The sequence below is a fragment of the Tenacibaculum lutimaris genome, assembly GCF_003610735.1.
GTDB lineage: Bacteria > Bacteroidota > Bacteroidia > Flavobacteriales > Flavobacteriaceae > Polaribacter > Polaribacter lutimaris.
This window is the reverse complement of record NZ_RAQM01000006.1, coordinates 667,511-686,546: the sequence shown is the minus strand read 5'-3', so window position 1 is coordinate 686,546 and position 19,036 is coordinate 667,511. Positions and strand designations below refer to the sequence as shown.

Below are 19,036 nucleotides of genomic sequence, written 5' to 3'. Positions count from 1 at the left end.
TTATATTATCTTCTTAAACACCTTTTAATATTAAGGACTAAATCTAAGAATAACAAAGCCTCTAAATAAAATTATTAAAAAATAATTGATAACCTGACAAAAGTCATATTTACTCTTTCTTTTTCTCCTCAAATTTGCCCTAACCTTAAACCAATAGAAATGGAAACTACACAAAGACACATTATTGACGAAGAAGTACAATGGGATAAAACTAAAACCATTGTAAGTAAAACTGACATCTACGGAACAATTTTATATGCTAACGATGTTTTTTCTAATACTTGTGAATATAGCACTATTGAATTAGTAGGAGAACCTCACAACATTATTCGCCATCCTGATATGCCTAAAGTAGCCTTTAAGGTATTATGGGATGCTTTAAAAAAGGGAGAGAACTTTCATGCTATCGTTAAAAACTTAACAAGAACTGGAAGATACTACTGGGTTATTACTGACTTTACTATTGACAAAGATGACGAAGGTAAAATTACAGGATATACAGCAAGAAGAAAAGCAGTACCTGACGGTGTTGTAAAAAAAATTGAACCTATTTACAAGACTCTTTTAAAATTAGAAAAACTAAAAGGAGAAAAAGCTAGTGAAATGTATTTTGAAGCTTATTTAAAAGAAGAAGTAGGTAAAAGTTATAATGAATTTGTAGTTGATTTATTTAACGAAGAGCTATCTAAAGAGGAAGCTGAAAAAGTTAAATCAGAAACAAATCCGCTAAAAAAAGGATTAAACTGGTTCTTCTTTGGAGACACCAATCCAACATAAAAATATATCACATCCCCGATAATTCCCCTAAAAATGTATTTTCGAAAGGGTTGAAACAACTAAATTTCAACCCTTTTATCCGAAACTGAAACCTACAACGAGATTTCTTGTTACTTTATTTAATAAAAAAATTACCAAAAAAGAAGAAGTGAAGAAAAATCAAAACAAACTCACAAAAGGAGTAAACTAGTTCTTCTTTGGAGATACCAATCCAACATAAAAACATATCCCAAAAATCCCCTTTAAAATGTTTTTTCGAAAGGGTTGAAACTTCTGTTTCAGCCCTTTTTTTCTTCTATTCTTTTTTGTTTTTTCACGAAAATAACACATATCTATCTTTCAAAAAACAAAACTAACACATTGCTATTATAGTTGTTAAACAAAATTAAATAAAGGTTATCTTTTAACAAATTTTAACCCTTATAAGAAAAACCTAAAGGCTTTTTGACACAAAAAACCTTATCTTTGGTCCCTTATTACAAGTAAACCACCCCGAATAACTATTAAAACAAAACAAATGGACACAAACAATGCTCTTAGACCATCTAAAGTCATAGACGAAGAGGTTAAATGGGACAAGTCTAAAACTATTATTAGTAAAACAGATCCTGTAGGGACTATTTTATACATGAATGATGCTTTTGAAGAAGCTTCAGAGTATAATAAAATAGAACTTATTGGAGAACCTCACAACGTCATCAGACACCCAGATATGCCTAAAGTTGTATTTAAGGTGTTATGGGACAACTTAAAACAAGGAAACAACTTTCATGCTATTGTAAAAAACTTAACAAGAACTGGCAGATACTATTGGGTTATCACAGATTTTGATGTTGAAAAAGATGAAAAAGGGAAAATAACAGGTTACACAGGTAGAAGAAAAGCTTTACCACAAAGTGTAATTCAAAAAATTGAATCTTTATACAAAACACTTTTAGAGATAGAAAAAGTAAAAGGTGAAAAAGCTAGTGAATTATACTTCAATTCTTATTTACAAGAAGAAGTAAATTCTTCTTATGACGATTTTGTTGTAAAATTATTTGAAGATAGCGGAGCTGCTGGATCAAATGGGTCTGTAGAGCAAGAAACACCTAAAGAAGGAGGTAGAATCAAAAAAGGAATTAATTGGTTTTTCTTTGGAGAAACAAACCCTAAATAATTTTTCAAAAAACATAAATAAAACCGCTTTTAAAAGCGGTTTTATTGTTTTATAAAGTCAATATTTCTTAATAATCCTGAAAACTTAGTACGCTTAACTGCCGATTTTTTGAAAACTTTACTAAAGGTTTCTTGTGTTAACTCTTGCCAGTCGCGTTTATTCATTTGTAACAAGTTTTCTTGAGGTGCAAATAAACTTTCTTCATGTGGTTGTGAAAAACGATTCCACGGACAAACATCTTGACATACATCACAACCAAACATCCAATCTTGCATTTCTCCTTTAAATTCTGACGGAATCGCATCTTTTAGTTCAATTGTTAAATACGAAATACACTTACTACCATCAACCGTATTATTAGGTAAAATAGCTTGTGTTGGACACGCATCAATACAGCGAGTACAACTACCACAATGATCTGTCTTAAAAGGTTTATCGTATTCTAATTCTAAATCGATAATTAATTCAGCCAAAAAGAAAAACGAGCCTTGTTGTTTTTGAATTAATAACGAATGCTTTCCGTTCCAACCCAACCCTGATTTTTGCGCCCATGCTCGTTCCATAACTGGTGCCGAGTCTACAAAGCAACGTCCGGAAACTTCTCCAATCTCATCATTTATCAACTGCAACAATTCACGCAGTTTATCTTTGATTATATGATGATAATCTTGTCCGTAAGCATATTTTGAAATCTTATAACTTCCTTCTTGTTGAACTTCCGAAGGAAAATAGTTGTACGACAAAGAAATTACAGATTTCGCTCCGTCAACCAATAAACGTGGATCTAAACGTTTATCAAAATGATTTTCCATATAATGCATCTCACCATGATATCCATTTTGTAACCATTTTTCTAAACGAGGAGCTTCCTCTTCTAAAAAGTCAGCTTTAGCAATACCACAACCCAAAAAACCCAAGCGTTTTGCTTGTTCTTTTATAAAGTTTGAATATTGTAATTTCTGATTCAAAATATGTGATTTTATCAGCGCAAAATTACCAAAAGAAAATTTATCATTTCATTGACTTTTTATTTACAAATAATTGTTGAACTTTGTTCGTTAGTATTACATGACAAACTTTATTCATTATGAAAAAGATCTATAAAATAATAGTAGGTATTATTGTTTTTTTCTTCATCCTTTTAGTGAGTATCCCTTTATTGTTTCAAGATAAAGTGATGAACTTGGTGAAAACTACCATTAATAATAATGTAAACGCTCAGGTTGATTTTAGCGATTCGAGCTTAAGTTTACTTAGAAATTTTCCAAACGCATCGGTACAACTATCTAATCTAACGGTTATTAATAAGGCTCCTTTTGAGGGAGACACTTTAGTATATGCTAAAAAAGTAAATTTAGCGCTAAAACTTACGGAGCTTTTTAAGGCTTCTTCTGAACAGCTAAATATCAAATCATTTACTATTGATGATGCTTTGGTAAACGTATTAGTTGATAAAAAAGGAAATGCCAACTATGATATTGCTAAATCTTCTGAAACAGAAGAGATAAAAGATGAAGAACCATCTACTTTCGGACTATCTATTAATTCATATGCTATTAACAATGCTACAATAAAATACAATGACAAACAAGGTAAATTAAACCTTGAATTAACCGAATTAAACCATAGTGGTAGCGGTGACTTCTCTCAATCAAACACTGAGTTGGACACCCAAACATCTACCTTAGTTTCTTTTGGAATGGACGGTAATTCTTATGCTAAAAATCAAAAAATAGAATTAGATGCTATTTTTGGAATGGACTTAACGAACATGAAGTTTTCTTTCTTGAAAAATGAAGCTAAATTGAATAATTTACCTTTAATTTTCGATGGATATGTTCAAATAAACGAAAATAATCAAGAGGTTGATATTAACTTTAAGACTCCTTCGTCGGACTTTAAAAACTTCTTAGGCTTAATTCCTGAAGCTTATACTAAAAGTATCGCCAATGTTTCTACTACAGGTAACTTTAGTGTGAATGGAAAAATAAACGGAATTATTGACGATAAACACATTCCGAAGTTAGACATCACTATGAAGTCTAACAATGCTTCGTTTAAATACCCTGATTTACCAAAAAGTGTTCAAAACATCAACATAGATACACAAATTAAGAATACTACTGGTAAAGTTGAAAACATCTTTGTTTCTATTAATAATTTATCTTTTAAAATTGATGAAGACACCTTTTCTGGAAAAGGTAATGTATACAACTTAACTACCAACCCTAAAGTAAATGCTACAGTTAAAGGAACACTAAATCTTGCTAAATTAAATCAAGCATATCCTATTGATTTACAAAACGAATTAAGCGGTATTTTAAAGGCAGATTTACATACTGAATTTGACATGAAAGCTATAGAAAACAGTGTTGTAAGTCGTATTAAAAACAATGGAAAAATAGAGGTAAGCGATTTTGTTTTTTCTTCGGAAGATGTTGTAAATCCTCTTCATATTAAAAACACCGTTGTTACTTTTACCCCAAGTACTGTTTCATTAACTAAGTTTGATGCTACTACAGGAAAAAGTGATTTAAACGCTACAGGAACCCTTAAAAACTTATTAGGTTTTTTACTTTCTGACAACAAATTACAAGGAAACTTCAACTTAAATTCAAATGCCTTTTATGTAAGTGATTTTATGCAAGAAAATCCAGAAACGTCTGAGAAAAAAGAAGAAACTTCTAATCAAAACACGCCTAGTGAATCTTTAAAAATCCCTGCTTTCTTGAACTGTTCTGTAAAGGCAAATGCAAAAACGGTACATTATGATAACTTAACTTTAAAAAATGTTACCGGAACACTTCTTTTAAAAGACGAAAAAGCCATCTTACAAAATATGAATGCTGGTATTTTTAATGGTCAAATTGCTTTAAATGGGGAAGTTAATACACAAAAAGAAAAACCTACTTTCGACATGAAACTAGGTATTAAATCTTTCGATATAGCACAATCGTTTACTAGTTTAGATTTATTACAATCATTAAGCCCAATTGCGGGTGCTATGAGTGGTAAATTAAATTCAGACATTGATTTATCTGGTAGTTTAAATGATGATTTTACACTAAACTTGGCTTCCGTTTCTGGTAAAGCATTGGCTGAACTATTAACGACTAGTATCAATCCTGAAAAAACAAAAGCGTTAAGTTTACTAAATGATAAATTATCGTTTATAGACTTAACAAAACTAGATTTATCAGATATTAAAACACACCTGTCTTTTAAAGAAGGTAAAGTGGTAGTAAAACCATTTGATTTAAAGTATAAAGACATTGGCATTACTGTTGGTGGAAGCCATGGTTTTGATAAAACAATGAACTATAATGTTACGTTGAATGTTCCTGCAAAATATTTAGGTAATGAAGCACAAGGACTACTTTCAAAATTAAGTGCAAAAGACCAACAAAATATTACAGTGCCTGTTACTGCTAACATTACAGGTAATATGATGAATCCTTCTATAAAAACAGACATGTCTTCATCGGTTAGTAAATTAAGTCAAACACTAATTGATCAACAAAAAAATAAATTAGTTAATGACGCCTTAGGAGGTTTATTAGGAGGCAAAAAGAAAGACAGTACTACTACAACCACTAAAAAGGATGAAACTGTTAAAAAAGTAACAGACGTTTTAGGTGGCTTATTTGGAAAAAAGAAAAAAACGCAACAGAAAGATACAGTTAAGTAATTTTATGTAACGTTTTTTCTACCTCATAGTCTTACTATAATTAAGAGAACTTTGTAAGTTATTTAACACTTCTTAAATACACTTTACAAAGTTCTTCTTTTATGTTTGTTACTATCAACTAACTGACTATGAAAAATATAACTACTTTTTTATTTCTAATATGCTCGTCAATAACCTTTTCTCAGGTTAAAGGAAGAGTTACAGACACTAAAAAACAACCTATCTCTTTTGTAAGTGTTTACTTAGAAAACACGATTACAGGCACAACAACTAACACCAATGGAGATTATGAATTAGCACTCTCCAAAACAGGAAATCACACCCTAATTTTTCAAATATTAGGTTATAAAACTATTAAAAGAACAGTTGAAATAAATTCCTTTCCTTTTACATTAGATGTTTCTTTAACAGAAGAAGAAGTGATTTTAGATGAAGTGGTTGTTTCTTCTGAAGAAAACCCTGCTAACAAAATTATTAGAAATGCTATTGCTAATAAAGCTAAAAACACAGATAAGTTTGCTGAGTATACTGCCGATTTTTACTCTCGTGGTTTGTTTAAGGTAAAAGATTTACCGAAGAAGTTTTTAGGACAGGACATTGGTGATATGGGCGGTGGATTGGATTCTACCCGAAGTGGTGTGGTATACCTTTCTGAAACGGTCTCAAAAATCGCTTTCCAAAAAAGACCTAAAAACTTTAAAGAACATATTATAGCTTCAAAAGTTAGCGGGCAAGACAACGGTATTAGTTTTAATCAAGCAGAAGAAGTAAACTTTAACTTTTATGAAAATTCTTTTGATTTGGCTGATGTTAAAGTTATTTCTCCTATTGCAAATGGTGCTTTTGGTTATTACAACTATAAACTAACGGGTGTTTTTTATGATAAAAACGGAACACTAATTAACAAAATTCAACTTTTACCAAAACGTAAAAATGATCGGGTTTTTAGTGGATTCATCTATATAGTTGAAGATGATTGGGCTATTTATGGTGCGGATGTTATTGTTACTGGCGCACAAATAAGCTTGCCTATTGTAGATTCTCTACATATTAAACAAAACTATAATTTCTCTGCTAAAAACAAAGCCTGGGTGCCCGTTACGCAAACCATAGATTTTAAAGCTGGGCTTTTTGGGTTTCATTTTAACGGACGCTTTTCTGCTGCTTATTCTAACTATAATTTTAATCCTAATTTTACTAAAGATACTTTTGGTAACGAGGTGCTTTCGTTTGCAGAAAATGCTACTGAAAAGGATTCGCTATACTGGAATAAAATTCGCCCTGTAACTTTAACTTCTGAAGAAATATCGGATTACAAATTAAAAGACAGCATAAAAACTATTCGAAAATCGAAGAAATATTTAGATTCGATTGATATAAAAAACAATAAGTTTAAACCGTTGGATATTCTTTCTGGTTACACTTATCAAGACTCTTACAACAAGTGGTCGATAAGCACTTCTTCTCCTATTGAAAATCTTAACTTTAATACGGTGCAAGGATGGAATTCTTCTTTAGGTATTAACTACCGAAAATCACTTAACAAAAAGGGAAAACGTTTTAGTATTGGGGCTGATATTAATTATGGTTTTTCAGAGAAAAAAGTGCGTCCTACAGCCAACTTTAACTATCGTTGGAACAATACTACACGACCTGTTTTAACAATTTTTGGAGGAATTGCCACACCACAATTTAACCCAAAACAGCCTATTTCTAAGTTTTGGAATACAATAAGCTCTGTTGGCTTTGAAAGAAACTATTTAAAAATTTACGAGAAAACGTTTGCTAAAGCATCCTTTTCTCAAGAAGTAACTAACGGAATACGTATGTTTTCTTCTTTAGAATTTGCAGATAGAAAACCTTTATTTAATACAACTGATTATGTAATGTTTCCGCAAGATGATATAGATTACACTTCTAACAATCCGCAAAATCCTGCCGATTTTTCAACAGGTTTTACACCTCATCAAATGTGGACTTTTTCTTTAGGAGCGAACATTAATTTTGGACAAAAATATTTATCATATCCTGATGGAAAATACAACATTCCTAGTCGTAAGTACCCATCACTATACATTGGCTATCAAAAAAACTTCGGATCAGGAAATTCTGAGTGGAATTCAGATGTGGTTTTTTCTCAATTGTATCAACAAATCAACCTAGGTAACTGGGGTGAATTTGCTTACAAAGCGAAAGGAGGTATGTTCTTAGAGAAAAAAGACATTCCCTTTATGGATTATGCTCATTTTAACGGAAATCGCTTGTTAATAGCTCCAAAAGGCAACTATTTGGACAACTTTTACATGCTACCGTATTATAAGTTAAGTTCTAATGATAAATACGCTGAGCTCCATGGAGAATATAACTTTAAAGGAGCATTATTAAGCAAGGTTCCTTTGTTAAATAAACTTAACTTTCATCTAGTTACTGGAGCAAAAGGATTATTTACTGCAGGTAACAAACCTTATTCTGAATTTGCTATTGGTTTAGACAATGTTGGTTTTGGAAAATGGCGTTTTTTACGTGTAGATTTTGCTCGCTCTTACTTTAACGGAAAACATGAAAACAGAGTTGTTTTCGGTATAAAATTGTAGATTTGTTATATGAAAATAAGCATTCTATTTTTCGGTATGGCAACAGATTTAGTTGATAGTTCTTCATTAGAAATTGAACTTCCTAGCAAAAGCACTGTTGCTAACTTTAAAGAATTTCTTCTATCAGAATTCCCTGAGCTACAAAAAATGAGTTCGTATGCTGTAGCTATTAACGAAAGTTACGCTACAGACGATATACTCATAAAAGAAAATGATGTAATCGCAATTATTCCTCCAGTTAGCGGAGGGTAGTTGTTCAATGATATACTTGGCTAATGTAATAATGATTTAATGTAGCATGAACATTAAGAAAGTCATTATTACATTAAATCATTAACACATTAAATCAATATTATACTGTTTCTTGCTTAAGATATCTCCCCACGAAAAAGGTTCCGAAAGGTAAGATAGAAAGTAAACAAACAATTCCGAAAGTTTTACCGTTCCAGTTTAACTCGTATTTCAACATAATTGCTAATACGATATACCCTACAAATAACAATCCGTGAGGCATACCCAACATTTTTACATACTCTGGATTTCCTTGTAAATATTTAATTGGAACCGCTATAAAAAGTAATAAAATATAAGATATTCCTTCTAATAAACTTACTAACTTAAAAAAATTAATCATTGATTTTTTACTTAAAAATTGGTTAGCAAAGATACTGAAATATTACGTCCTGCAGCTGAAACTCCAGAAGCAAATTCCTTATAATGTTCATCAAATAAGTTAGACAATTGCGCTTGTAAAGCTATGTTTTTTGTGAACTGGAATTTACCATATAATCCAACAGTCATCCAACTAGGAGTTCCGTAGTATTTATCAATATCTTCTACTGCATCAGGATTCACAATTGGTGTTTGGTCATGGTTATCAATACCTTCTGTTAAATTATAGTCAGATATATCTTTTTTAGCGTTAAAAACTAGATTAGCTCCTCCTTCAAACTTCTTATTTACATAACTTAAATCGAAACGACCAAATAATGGTGGAATAGACGATAATGGTTCATCTGGCACTCCTTTTTCTTCCGACTTTAATGTATTTCCTTTTGTATAGGTTATTGATCCTGAAGTTTTCCAATTTTTAGATATTTTACCTTCATAGCTCGCTGTAAATCCTGTTATGTAAGCTCTTCCTCTGTTATAGTTCGTTAAAATTTCTCCATCAGTAGTATTGTATTCATCTCCATCATAGAAAACGGTGCTTTGCCCAAAAAACTCGTACGGAATTCTCGTTATATTTTGGTCTAATATTGTATAATAGGCATTCATTCCAACTCTAAACTTTCTATTGTTAAAGTATTTTTGAAGCCCTATTTCAAAATTATACGCATACTCTGGTCCTAACTCGGTATTAGGAACTGTTAACCTACCGCTTTTCTCTCTAATTTTTCCTACATCATCAATATTTGGGGAACGGAAACCTGAAGAAATAACTCCGTTCAATTGCCAATTTCTTGTTGGCTTATATACGTAACCTATCGTTGCTGTAATTGATTGATTGTCTAATCGGATATCGTTTTGAGGAATATCTATGAATGTTTCATCTATCCATTTAGCTTTTAATACTGTATGTGTACCTCTAATTCCTGTATTTAAAGTCGATTTAGCATTTATATCTTGACGATAATCTACATAAAATGCAGAGCTTAAATAGCTACTCCCACCGTCAGGATAACGAGATTGCACTGCAAAATCACCATCAAACCCTATAATTTCGTTCCCTTTTACTCGTAATGTTTTTCCGTAAGAATTAGAAGCAACATCGTTATAAGCAAACTCAACTCCATAGCCTAAATTTCTGTGTGCTGCTAACGGAATTGTAAAATCTCCATTCAAACTAAAAACATCTACTGCTTCTTTTCTATAAGATCTGTCTAAACTTCCAAATTTTCGTTGAATACGACTCTCTTTTATGTTTTGATATGCTAAGGTAATTGTTCCTTTATCCATCCATTTTTTCTTCGGATTGATAAGTAATTGTGGAGAGATTAATAATCTTTCTTGCGGTCCATAATACCATTCAGCAAACTTTAAACTCCCATTTCCTTTTAACTCGGTTAACTTATCAAAACGTGGAATATTTGAAGAGTTTGAATATTGAATATTTAACTTAAAATCGGTGTCTTTTGAAAAAGGAATATAAAACTTCTGTAATACGTCTGTTTGACTGTAACCAGTATTTCTCTGAATATTTAAATTAGAATTTGCAACGGGTGTATCGTTGTAATAACTATCTGTATTATTAGAGTAGAAAGGTACTTTACCCCAGTCATCAAAACCATGAGAGCGATTTTCCCCCATTCGTAAATCGCCGAAATTACTGTGAGACACACTAGTAAATGAAGCCCATTTTTTAAACCTAAGCTCAGTAGAAACCACATTAGTTACCTCATTATTTGCAGAACTGTATCGTAAAAAAGTATTCCCTTTAATTTCACTGCCTTTTTCTGATATTTTTGGTGTTTTTGTGTAGTAGTGAATTACTCCTCCCAAAGCATCTGAACCATAAATTACTGATGACGGACCAAAAACAATTTCAGTTCTATCCAGTAAATTTGGAGCCACTGTAATTGAGTTTTGCAAATGTCCTTTTCTATAAATCGCATTATTCATTCGTACACCATCAACCACTAATAAAACTCGGTTACTTTCCATTCCTCTCATTACTGGACTTCCTCCTCCGAATTGTGATTTTTGAATTTTTATTCCAGGTACACTCGATAATAAATCTGCAGATGTTTGTGGTGATAACTTTTCAATTTCTTTTGATGAAACTACGGCAATTTGCTCTGCTATACGATTTGTTTTTTCCCTGTTCTTAAATACCGAAACCACTACCTCATCTAACTGTTCTGAGTTTTTTGACAAATACACATGATAGTTGTTTGCTTTTAAAACTGATTTTTTCTCTTGATATTCTGCATATGAAACATGCGAAAAAATTAATACTTCATTTTTTAAAAACGTTGAAATATCAACTTTCCCAAACTCATCGCTTACAGCATAAGTTGTATTATTTTTATTAAACACAGTAACTGATTCAACAGGCTTTCCTGTTTCTGCATCAATAACAGTAAGGTTTTGTGAAAAAATTGTGGTTACAATTAGTAAAAAAAATACAGTAATTATTTGTTTCATAAGTTAACTAAAAACAGTTTCTAACACGTCTAACGACTTAGGTTTCCGAAATCCTTCTAAATGTAATTCATAATATTTTATGATAATTCGAAGAATAGTTTGCCTATCATTTTTTGAATAGGAAATTGAATTTATTGCATCAAAATTTATGCCTAACAAACTTTTAAAAAGATTAATTTCTTTACCTGTTAAGTTTCCTTTTTCATATACCAAATCAGTAAAACTTCCTTCTAACAAACTAAAGGCTTTTTTATCAGATTCGGAAGTGTCGGGATAAAACCCTAAATACTTAGATAAATTTAATAAAAACAATAGATGAAAATTAGCTACCTCATCATGAGTATCTATCCAAACTAAAGATGTTTCTAAGTATTGATACAATGGAACATTTTCTTCTTCCTCTTGAATGATTTTTGATAATATTTCAGACAAAAACAAGATGATTGATTGTTTTACTACTGAAGTATGTATTGTTTCATACGGGTGAATTACCTGCACTTCTTTAATAGAATGTAAAGAGCTTTTATTACTATGATTTGCTGCAATTAGTAATTGTGTTAACGGTTGAAAGTGAGCTGCCTTTAATTTTCCTCTTTTAGCTTTTAAAACCCCTTTTAGCATATACGATTTCACTCCTTCTTGTAACGTAAAACATTTTACAATTAAACTTGTATCACTATACTTTAGCGAACTTAACACAATAGCTTTTGTAGTAACAACTGCCATTTAATCGAATTTATCAGTTAAAATCATCAATCAAAGATATTTAATAATAGCTATAAAAATGGTACTTTCGTACAAATTTGACGCACTTTGGTATGACTGTAGAAATAGAAAGAAAATTCTTAGTAAAATCAGAAGCTTTTAAAGAAATTTCATTTCAAAAAAATTATATAAAACAAGGGTTTTTAAATTCAGACAAAGAACGAGTAGTACGAGTTCGAATAAAAGACGACAAGGGTTTTTTAACAATCAAAGGAGCATCTAATACTAGCGGAACAACTCGTTTTGAATGGGAAAGAGAAATTGATAAAAATGAAGCTGAGAGTCTTTTTAATCTTTGTGAAAAAGGGATTATAGAAAAATACCGATATTTAGTAAAAGTTGACAATCATACTTTTGAAGTAGATGAGTTTTTAGGAGAAAACAACGGTTTACTAATTGCCGAAGTTGAGCTAAAAAATGAAGATGAAAATTTCACAAAACCTGAATGGTTAGGAGAAGAAGTTACAGGTATTGCAAAATATTACAACTCAAACTTGAGTAAGCATCCTTTTATTAGTTGGATTTCTTAAATGCAGAAATAAACAGCTATAAAATGACTTAAACTTCCTAACAATACAAAAACATGAAAAGTTGCGTGATTGTATTTTAGTTTTTTTATCGAATAAAAAATAGCCCCAACAGTATAAAAAAACCCGCCCAAAAAAAGATAGAATAAACCTTCGCTAGAAAAACTATCAATTAACGGTTTAATTAAAAACACTATTTGCCATCCCATTAGTAAATATAAAGCTGTTGATAATTTATTAAACCTTCCTGTAAAAAATAACTTTAAAACAACTCCTGTTAACGCAAAAATCCAAACTACAATAAACAAATACCAACCTAAATTCTGAGATAAAACCAATAAGCAAAAAGGAGTGTACGTTCCTGCTATGAGCACATAAATAGCAGCGTGATCAAAAATATTAAGCTTTCGCCTAAGGTTAGGTTCTTTAGCTGCATGATAAAAAGTAGATGCTGCGTATAAAACAATCATGCTTATTCCATAAATCACTAGGCTAACTCCCTTCCAAAAAGTATCATACTCAAATGATTTTTGTAGTAACAAAGGAAAAGCAATAATACTTAGCAGCAATCCTAAACCATGAGAAAGCACATTAAGTCTTTCTTCTTTTTCGCTATAACGATGATTTAATTTCTCGCTCATTATTTATCGATTAGTATCTTTCATATACAACTCATCATTTATCAATTCATTGTATATCATATTGTATGTTTGCTCTTTAAGTTTTCTTTTGTCTTCTTGAACTAAGTTTTCTGTTTTAATAAACTCACATTGTTTTACCCTTAATGTTCCTGGGGATCCTTTAAAAAAATCCCAAGAAAACAAACGTTTTCCATCATAATAAACTTGAGGAACAATTGGTATTTGGTGTTCTATCGCTAAACTAAACGCTCCATTTTTAAACGGTGCTAAAACAATACTTTCATCAGGAACCAATCCTTCAGGAAAAATAGCAACGCTTGTACCGTTTTTTAATCTACTATGTGCTTGCTCATATACTTTCCTTCTACTCTCAGAATCGCTTCTATCAACCATAATTACCACTTTTTTGTAAAAAAAACCAAAAACAGGAAATTTTGCCAATTCTTTTTTCCCTACAAAAACAATGGGGTTTTTACTAAGCACTATCAATATCCAAGGATCTATAAATGATGCATGGTTGGCACAAAACATGTAACTTTTATTTCTATCAACCTCTTGTTCTTTTTCAACCTTCAATCTAAAGCCCATTCCGTAAATTAAAAAGAAGGCCCAAGCTCTAACAACTTTCCAAAAAACCGGATAGTATTTTTCATCTGATGTTAAAATCAACAAAAAAGGAGCCATTAACAAAACTGAAACGACCATTAACAAGTAAAACCAAACACGCCAAATAAATCGAATAGGGAAAAAAATGTACTTCAAGCCTCTAAAATTAAAAATGGATAACTCTTTTTTCTTATCAACTTAAAAAAGAAGATTAAATAAGAAATGCGAATGTAGTAATTTCTTTTGTTTGATGAATTTTAAGCTTATTTTTGCTTACTTAAGTAAAAAATTTTCAAAACAGATTTATGTCAAGAATTTTAACAGGTGTACAAAGTACAGGAACCCCACATTTAGGAAATTTATTAGGAGCAATTTTACCTGCTATTGAAATGGCTAATGATTCACAAAACGAATCGTTTATTTTCATTGCAGATATGCACTCTTTAACTCAGATTAAAGATGGTAACGAATTGCGCGAAAACACCTATAGTGTAGCGGCTACTTGGCTTGCTTGTGGTATTGACATTAACAAAACCGTTTTTTATCGCCAAAGCGACATTCCTGAAACTACTGAGTTAACTTGGTATCTAAGCTGTTTCTTTCCGTATCAACGTTTAACTTTAGCACACGGTTTTAAAGACAAAGCAGATCGTTTAGCAGATGTGAATGCTGGTTTATTTACCTATCCTATGTTAATGGCTGCTGACATCTTGTTATATGATGCTGAAGTTGTTCCTGTAGGAAAAGATCAGTTACAGCACTTAGAAATGACACGTGATGTTGCAAACAGATTTAACAATATTGTGGGTGAAACATTGGTTCCGCCTCAAGCAAAGATAAATGAAGACACGAAATTAGTTCCTGGAACTGATGGTGAAAAGATGAGTAAATCTCGAAATAATTTCATCAATATTTTCTTACCAGACAAAAAGTTGCGTAAGCAAATTATGGCTATTCAAACAGATAGTAAAGCCTTAGAAGATCCAAAAAATCCAGATACTGATAATGTTTTTGCTATATATAAATTATTAGCTTCGGAAGAGCAAATAACTGAAATGCGTGCTAATTATGAAAATGGAGGTTATGGTTACGGACATGCAAAACAAGCTTTATATGAATTAATTTTAGAAAAGTTTTCTGATGTGCGTGCAAAGTATAATCACTACATGGAAAATCGTAATGAAATTGATGAAGCTTTAGCTGTAGGAGCTGAGAAAGCAAAAGTTATTGCCAAAGATGTTTTACAAAGAGTACGTGGTAAAATAGGATATTAATCTTATTTAATTGAGTTTTTCTGTCCTGAAAAATTCAGGAGTATCTCCCGCTTAGAAATAGGGAATTGAGTTAGTATTTTGATTTTAGTTTTTAATAGTTTTACACAACTATTAACCTCAAAATAAAATCATTATGCCACATTATGCACAAGGAACGACAGGATGGACAAAACTTAAAAGTTACCAAGCATTATGGGATCCTAAAATTGATTTGGGTAAATTTTACTTTACAACATTTCAAGGAAAAAGAGAAGAAACCCCATACATGACAGCTGACAACTTCGCAAGAGTAATTGATATTCTAAGAAATGAAACACCAGTATACGGAAACGCAAGTACTGGTTCTGTTACCACACAAGGAGAGCCTGTTGGTGAAGAAGAAAGTTAGGATATAAAAGTAAACTATGAGCCAGAGTAATTTTTACTCTGGTTTTTTTTATTTTATTTTTTATAAATTGACAACATGAAAAATATATTTATCTTAGTATTCTTAGGTATTGTTGCTTGTAGCACCCCTAAAGAAAAAACACAAATTGTTGAAGCTTCTTGTGGACAATGTCTGTTTGGTTTAGATAGCCAAAATGGATGTGATTTAGCTGTAAAAATAGACGGTCAAGCCTATTTTGTTGATGGCGCTCACATAGACGACTATGGAGACTCACACGATAAAAACACTGGTTTTTGTAATGTTGTTAGAAAAGCAGAAGTTACTGGAAAAGTTGAAGACGGTAAGTTTAAAGCTTCTTCATTTAAAATAGTAGAGGAATAGTTTTTAGATTTTTAGAAACAAGATTCCTAGATAAAAGACAAAAAAACCGAAGTAGAAAATCTACTTCGGTTTTTATATATAAAACTATTTTGAATATATTATATATAATATATATATTTGTACTAAACTAATTAAAATAAACAATTAATGAAAAAACTGGTAGAAGTAAACGATACTCTTCTTACCAAACTGAAAGTGTTATCCGCTTTTGAAGGATTAAGTGTAAAAGCTTTAATGGAAAAAGCTATTGAATTATTTGTTATTCAAAAGGAAAAGGAACAATTAGATAGTTTAACCGAAGAACAAAAAGAAGATTTAGGCTTATTACTCTTAATGCAACAAGCTGATAGAACTAAAACAGTTGGTAAAGATGAAATTTTTAAACTGTTAGAATAAATGAATGTAATTTACCTAGAAAGCTTAGCTAAAGACTTAAAAAAAATTAAAGAGAAAAAACTATTAAAGTCTCTTTCACAAGTTTTTATAGCACTTGAAGAAACTGATGACTTATTTAAGATTTCTAGTGTAAAAAAGTTATCTGGTCACCCGGATGCTTATCGAATAAGAATAGGCGACTATCGTCTAGGTATTTATTATTCTAATAATGAAATTACGATTGCTCGTTTTGTAAAACGAAACGATATTTATAAATTATTTCCATAAAAAAAATCGATGTAAAGTTTACATCGATTTTTTATTTTAGATTCTATTCAAGTTATGGTGCTGGATTCGGAATTACTTTGTGCACCGCTTCTATTTCTGCTAAAATATCTTCTGACAATTCAATATTGATAGAATTGATATTCTCTTTTAACTGACTCATTTTAGTCGCTCCAATTATGTTACTCGTTACAAATGGCAACTGATTGATATATGCTAATGATAGTTCAGTTAACGTTAATCCGTGTTTATTTGCTATTTTTTGATACTCTAAAACCGCTCTTTCTGAACCTTCATTTTTATATCTAGCTATAAATCTTGGAAATAATGTTCCTCTTGCACCTTCTGGAGTTTTTCCATCGATATATTTTCCTGTCAACACCCCTTGTGCTAATGGAGAATACGCTAACAAACCTATATTTTCTCTCATCGAAACCTCAGACATTCCAACTTCATATCCTCTATGAATTAATGAGTACGAATTTTGAATCGTCACCATTCTTGGTAAACTATGTTTTTCTGCAGTTTGTAGGTACTTCATAGTTCCCCAAGGAGTTTCGTTAGACAAACCAACGTGTTTAATCTTTCCTTGTTTCACAAAATCATTCAACGTTTCTAAAATCTCTAGATGTTTTTCAGCTTCTTTTGCAGAGGTTTTATACGGATAATCACGTACCCCAAAACAATTTACACCACGATCTGGCCAGTGCAGTTGGTATAAGTCGATATAATCAGTTTGTAAGCGTTTTAAGCTGCCTTCAATGGCTTCACTTATATTCTTCCTGTTGAAACCACCTGTTCTAATATGTGCTGTGTAATCACCTCCTCCTGCGATTTTAGAAGCCAACACTACTTTTTCTCTGTTTCCTGTTTTTTTGAACCAAGAGCCTATAATTTTTTCCGTAGCTCCATATGTTTCTGGAGTAGCAGGAACAGAATATAATTCCGCAGTATCAAAAAAGTTCACACCTTGTTCTAAGGCATAATCCATTTGTTCATGACCTTCTGCTTCAGTATTCTGTCTACCCCATGTCATAGTTCCTAAACAAATTTTTGAAACTTTTACATCGGTATTAGGTAATGTTGTGTATTTCATATTATTCTGTAATTATTAAAGGCTTACTTTACCGCAAACCAATAGTCACTTCGAAAGAGTTTCGATTGAGAAATCTTTAACTTGAAAGTTACTTTCTTAATGGGATTCCTCCTCGTACCTCGTTCGGAATGACGAATTATTTTAAAATTGCTTCAATTCCTGGTAAAGTTTGTCCTTCTAACATTTCTAACATCGCTCCTCCACCTGTAGATACATAGCTTACTTTATCAGCAAATCCGAATTGTTTTACAGCGGCAACCGAATCTCCTCCTCCTACTAACGAGAATGCTCCATTTTTAGTAGCTTCTGCGATTGCATTTCCTAAACCAATGGTTCCTTCTGCAAACTTTTCCATTTCAAAAACACCTAAAGGGCCATTCCATAAAATAGTCTTTGACTTTGCAATAACTTCAGCAAATTTTTCAACGGTTTTAGGTCCACAGTCTAATCCCATCCATCCATCTGGAATTTCATTAGTATCTACTACTTGTGTATTTGCATCGTTTGAAAAAGCATCTGCAATAACTGCATCTACTGGTAAGTGAATTTCTGTATTGTTTTCTTTCGCTTTAGCTAATATTTCTAATGCTAACTCTAATTTATCTTCTTCAACTAGTGAATTTCCAATCTTTCCTCCTAGAGCTTTGATAAACGTAAACGTCATTCCTCCACCAACGATGATATGATCTACTTTTTCAATAATATTTTCAATCACTCCAATTTTAGACGATACTTTGGCTCCTCCTAAAATCGCAGTTACTGGTTTTTCTGAGTTGTTTAATACTTTATCAATGCTTTCAATCTCTGTTGCTAATAAGTTTCCGAAGCATTTATTTTCTGGAAAAAATTGTGCAATAATAGCAGTAGAAGCATGGGCTCTGTGTGCTGTACCAAAAGCATCATTTACATATACATCTCCCAATTTAGATAATTGTTCAGCGAACGCAACATCTCCTGCTTTTTCTTCTGGGTAAAAACGTAAGTTTTCTAATAATAAAACCTCACCGCTTTTTAAGTTTGTAACCACATCTTCAACAGTTGAGCCAATACAGTCATCTACAAACTTAACTTGTACACCTAAAACTTCTGTTACTTTACTAACAATATGACGTAACGAAAATTGATCTTCTTTTCCTTTTGGACGCCCTAAGTGAGACATTAAAACACAGCTACCACCATCTTCTAATATTTTTATAATAGTTGGTTTTGCTGCTTGGATTCTTGTATCGTCAGTTACTTCAAAAGTATCGTTTAAAGGCACATTAAAATCTACTCGGATTAATGCTTTTTTATTTTCAAAATTGAAATCGTTCAATGTTTTCATCTTAAGTTG

General features: G+C 31.5%; 19 protein-coding genes. 11 read left to right on the top strand and 8 right to left on the bottom strand.

The annotated features are described in order from the left end of the window. Positions 1-159 precede the first annotated feature (159 nt). Positions 160-777 (top strand): PAS domain-containing protein, encoded by a 618-nt coding sequence (locus tag C8N26_RS03320; protein WP_120185993.1) that lies wholly within the window; start codon positions 160-162, stop codon positions 775-777. Positions 778-1,294: 517 nt separating this feature from the next. Next, positions 1,295-1,936 (top strand): PAS domain-containing protein, encoded by a 642-nt coding sequence (locus tag C8N26_RS03315; protein WP_120185992.1) that lies wholly within the window; start codon positions 1,295-1,297, stop codon positions 1,934-1,936. Positions 1,937-1,977: 41 nt separating this feature from the next. Here the strand turns inward: C8N26_RS03315 and queG are convergent, their stop codons facing one another. Then, the gene (queG, locus tag C8N26_RS03310; protein WP_120185991.1) at positions 1,978-2,904 is read right to left on the bottom strand and encodes a tRNA epoxyqueuosine(34) reductase QueG; all 927 of its coding nucleotides are present in this window, start codon (positions 2,902-2,904) and stop codon (positions 1,978-1,980) included. A gap of 119 nt (positions 2,905-3,023) precedes the next feature. Here queG and C8N26_RS03305 point away from each other — a divergent pair, with 119 nt between their 5' ends. The 3 genes from C8N26_RS03305 (at position 3,024) to moaD (ending at position 8,470) form a co-directional block, all read left to right on the top strand. After that, the gene (locus tag C8N26_RS03305) at positions 3,024-5,624 is read left to right on the top strand and encodes an AsmA family protein (RefSeq protein WP_120185990.1); all 2,601 of its coding nucleotides are present in this window, start codon (positions 3,024-3,026) and stop codon (positions 5,622-5,624) included. Between the two features lie 128 nt (positions 5,625-5,752). Continuing rightward, entirely contained in the window at positions 5,753-8,218 is a 2,466-nt protein-coding gene (locus C8N26_RS03300) for a DUF5686 family protein (RefSeq protein ID WP_120185989.1), read from the top strand. A 9-nt stretch (positions 8,219-8,227) separates the two neighbouring features. Beyond that, positions 8,228-8,470 carry a molybdopterin converting factor subunit 1 gene (gene moaD, locus C8N26_RS03295; RefSeq protein ID WP_099214784.1) on the top strand — a complete coding sequence of 81 codons (243 nt, stop codon included), beginning with the start codon at positions 8,228-8,230 and terminating at the stop codon, positions 8,468-8,470. Positions 8,471-8,570: 100 nt separating this feature from the next. On the opposite strand, the gene C8N26_RS03290 is transcribed toward moaD, so the two are convergent. Genes C8N26_RS03290 through recO form a run of 3 tightly spaced genes read right to left on the bottom strand, consistent with a single transcriptional unit; the run spans position 8,571 to position 12,091 of the window. Next, on the bottom strand, positions 8,571-8,852 hold the full coding sequence (locus tag C8N26_RS03290; RefSeq protein ID WP_120185988.1) for a DUF3817 domain-containing protein: 282 nt from the start codon (positions 8,850-8,852) through the stop codon (positions 8,571-8,573). A gap of 11 nt (positions 8,853-8,863) precedes the next feature. Continuing rightward, positions 8,864-11,365, bottom strand: coding sequence for a TonB-dependent receptor (locus C8N26_RS03285; RefSeq protein ID WP_120185987.1), 2,502 nt, complete (start codon positions 11,363-11,365; stop codon positions 8,864-8,866). Between the two features lie 3 nt (positions 11,366-11,368). Continuing rightward, on the bottom strand, positions 11,369-12,091 hold the full coding sequence (recO, locus tag C8N26_RS03280) for a DNA repair protein RecO (RefSeq protein WP_120185986.1): 723 nt from the start codon (positions 12,089-12,091) through the stop codon (positions 11,369-11,371). Between the two features lie 92 nt (positions 12,092-12,183). On the opposite strand from recO, the gene C8N26_RS03275 reads away from it, so the two are divergent. Then, on the top strand, positions 12,184-12,660 hold the full coding sequence (locus C8N26_RS03275; RefSeq protein WP_120185985.1) for a CYTH domain-containing protein: 477 nt from the start codon (positions 12,184-12,186) through the stop codon (positions 12,658-12,660). Here C8N26_RS03275 and trhA read toward each other — a convergent pair. Both trhA and C8N26_RS03265 read right to left on the bottom strand, forming a co-directional pair. Continuing rightward, positions 12,657-13,298, bottom strand: a complete 642-nt coding sequence (gene trhA / locus C8N26_RS03270; protein WP_120185984.1) for a PAQR family membrane homeostasis protein TrhA — start codon at positions 13,296-13,298, stop codon at positions 12,657-12,659. The genes C8N26_RS03275 and trhA overlap by 4 nt on opposite strands. A 3-nt stretch (positions 13,299-13,301) precedes the next feature. After that, positions 13,302-14,060, bottom strand: a complete 759-nt coding sequence (locus tag C8N26_RS03265) for a lysophospholipid acyltransferase family protein (protein ID WP_245962517.1) — start codon at positions 14,058-14,060, stop codon at positions 13,302-13,304. Positions 14,061-14,209: 149 nt separating this feature from the next. On the opposite strand from C8N26_RS03265, the gene trpS reads away from it, so the two are divergent. From trpS to C8N26_RS03240, 5 genes are all read left to right on the top strand, one after another. After that, a complete protein-coding gene (gene trpS, locus C8N26_RS03260) occupies positions 14,210-15,178 on the top strand; it encodes a tryptophan--tRNA ligase (RefSeq protein WP_120185982.1) in 969 nt (322 codons plus the stop codon). A gap of 133 nt (positions 15,179-15,311) precedes the next feature. After that, positions 15,312-15,566, top strand: coding sequence for a hypothetical protein (locus C8N26_RS03255; protein ID WP_051435862.1), 255 nt, complete (start codon positions 15,312-15,314; stop codon positions 15,564-15,566). A 75-nt stretch (positions 15,567-15,641) separates the two neighbouring features. Beyond that, positions 15,642-15,947, top strand: coding sequence for a DUF6370 family protein (locus tag C8N26_RS03250; protein WP_028891736.1), 306 nt, complete (start codon positions 15,642-15,644; stop codon positions 15,945-15,947). A 147-nt stretch (positions 15,948-16,094) separates the two neighbouring features. Next, positions 16,095-16,343: a hypothetical protein gene (locus C8N26_RS03245; protein WP_120185981.1), complete on the top strand. Its 249-nt coding sequence runs from the start codon at positions 16,095-16,097 to the stop codon at positions 16,341-16,343. Beyond that, positions 16,344-16,610 carry a type II toxin-antitoxin system RelE family toxin gene (locus C8N26_RS03240; protein WP_120185980.1) on the top strand — a complete coding sequence of 89 codons (267 nt, stop codon included), beginning with the start codon at positions 16,344-16,346 and terminating at the stop codon, positions 16,608-16,610. Positions 16,611-16,662: 52 nt separating this feature from the next. On the opposite strand, the gene C8N26_RS03235 is transcribed toward C8N26_RS03240, so the two are convergent. Both C8N26_RS03235 and C8N26_RS03230 read right to left on the bottom strand, forming a co-directional pair. Then, positions 16,663-17,703 (bottom strand): NADP(H)-dependent aldo-keto reductase, encoded by a 1,041-nt coding sequence (locus C8N26_RS03235; protein ID WP_120185979.1) that lies wholly within the window; start codon positions 17,701-17,703, stop codon positions 16,663-16,665. 136 nt (positions 17,704-17,839) lie between these two features. Beyond that, a complete protein-coding gene (locus tag C8N26_RS03230) occupies positions 17,840-19,027 on the bottom strand; it encodes a phosphoglycerate kinase (protein ID WP_120185978.1) in 1,188 nt (395 codons plus the stop codon). Positions 19,028-19,036: the final 9 nt, after the last annotated feature.